This is a genomic window from Microbispora sp. H10670 (assembly GCF_014161385.1).
GTDB classification, from domain to species: Bacteria; Actinomycetota; Actinomycetes; order Streptosporangiales; family Streptosporangiaceae; genus Microbispora; species Microbispora triticiradicis.
Window position 1 is genome coordinate 1 of the sequence record NZ_JABBWW010000072.1, and the last position, 1,958, is coordinate 1,958.

Sequence of the window (1,958 nt, forward strand, 5' to 3'; positions counted from 1 at the left end):
CTGCACAGCTTCCGCAGGCTACGCATCCGCTGGGAAGTGCGCGAGGACATCCACCGCGCCTTCCTCAGCATCGGCTGCGCCCTGATCTGCTGGCGCCGACTCAGCTCATTGTGTTAGGCGCTCTAAGCGTGGGAAGACGGCCCACTACGCGTGGGTGCTTCCCGAGGTCTCTCCTTCCTCACCGTCCAGGGCGGGGATGAGCAGGAGCTTGCCGCTCGTCTTGCGCCCTTGCAGGTCCCCATGCGCGTGGCCCGCCTCGGACAGACCGTACCTGCCACCGATGCGCACATTCAGATCGCCCCGTGCGACCCAGGTGAAGACCTGGGCCGCACGGTGCCTCAGCTCGTCGTCGGCGACGATGAAGTCAGGCAACATCGGCCGGATCAGCGTCAGTGACCCAGCCGCGAGCCTCTGCGGTTGAAATCCGGAAACGAGGCCGCTGGCCTGCCCGTACAGCACGAGCGTGCCGCGCCGGCGCAGACAAGCGAGGCTGCTGTGAAAGGTCGCTTTGCCCACCCCGTCGTAGACGGCCGAAACGCCCGTCCCGTCTGTCAGCCTCCTGACTTCGGCGACGACGTCGGTCTCGCTGTAGCGCACGACTTCGACGGCGCCCGCAGCCCGCGCGAGTTCCTCTTTCTCCACGGTGGAGACAGTGCCGATCACCCGGCCGCCCATGAGCGTGACGACCTGGGTGAGGATCAGGCCCGTACCACCGGCCGCAGCGTGGACGAGGACGCTGTCGCCCGGCCGCACCCGGTACGCCTCTGCCGTGAGGAAATGCGCTGTGAGGCCCTGTAGCAGAACGGCAGCCGTGGTCTCCAGGGACAGGCCTGGAGGCACCGGCACCAGCCGGCCGGCGGGCACCAGCGCGAATTCGGCGTACGGACCGGCGAAGTCGACTCCACAGACACGGTCACCGACCTCAAATCCCGTAACGCCCTCCCCCCAGGCCACGACCGTGCCCGCCGCCTCCTTCCCGGGGACGTACGGCAGCCGGCGCGGGTACAGACCGGAACGCTCGTAGGTCTCGTGGTAATTGACGCCGGCTACGGCGATTCGGACGAGCACCTCTCCGGGACCGGGAACCGGCCGCGGGCGCTCGGCGAGGGTGAGCACCTCAGGGCCGCCCCGTTCGGTGACGACTATGGCACGCATTCAGACACCTGTCCGGAAGCCGCTAGATGCGGCCTACCTCGTCGACGACCTTGGGAAGGCGCTCCCCGGCCCGCAGCCTCTCGAGGATCCGCTGTTCGACGAGCTCGACGGCGGTCGCTGCGGCCATCACCTCGGCAAGGTGCGACGGTGGCACGATGACGGTGCCGTTTCCATCCGAGAAGATCCAGTCACCGGCGCGGATCAGGACGTTGTCGATGACGCAGCTGTCACCAACGGACTCGACACGGTAGGAGCCCTGCGTGTCGGTTGGGACGAAATTGCTGGCGACGACAGGGAACTCGGCTGCCTCAACGACAGCCCGGTCCCGGATCGCCCCGCCGAGAACGACGCCTTCGAACCTCACCACGTCGGCCAGGTAAGTGAGAGAGAGACCGCCGGCCAAGGCGGCCTCGGTGAGGACGGGTCCCGCGCCGGCGATGTACACCTGACCTGTCCCGTCGACGACTTCGGGGACGAGGAAATCGCTGACCTGCGTCCACGTGCTGGGCGACGCCTCTGTGATGCGCGGACCCTTGCGGACGGGCGCCCAGCGTACGGGCAAAGCCGTACCCACGAACATCTCGGTGCCGCGAGACAGTCGGTGCAGTCCGCTGGGAAGCACCGCGTCGCAAACTCCCCGGCCGTCGAGAATGTCGATTATGGTGCAGGTTGTGATGTAAGTATTCAGGTCGTGCGCGCGGTGTAAGGGTTCGGTCGGATGCGTGACGGTCCGTCACTTTGATCAACCGGCGTGCAGATGATGTGATCGTCGGGTGTCCGGCCTGGAGGAGCTGTCCCGCGAG

At 67.1% G+C, this 1,958-nt stretch carries 2 protein-coding genes; both read right to left on the minus strand.

Annotation, left to right across the window (positions count from 1 at the left end; all coding sequences use genetic code 11):
- Positions 1-144 precede the first annotated feature (144 nt).
- Positions 145-1,155, minus strand: a complete 1,011-nt coding sequence (locus HHX33_RS34535) for a quinone oxidoreductase family protein (RefSeq protein WP_182878237.1) — start codon at positions 1,153-1,155, stop codon at positions 145-147.
- 22 nt (positions 1,156-1,177) lie between these two features.
- Entirely contained in the window at positions 1,178-1,843 is a 666-nt protein-coding gene (locus tag HHX33_RS34540; protein WP_182878238.1) for an RraA family protein, read from the minus strand.
- Positions 1,844-1,958 lie beyond the last annotated feature (115 nt).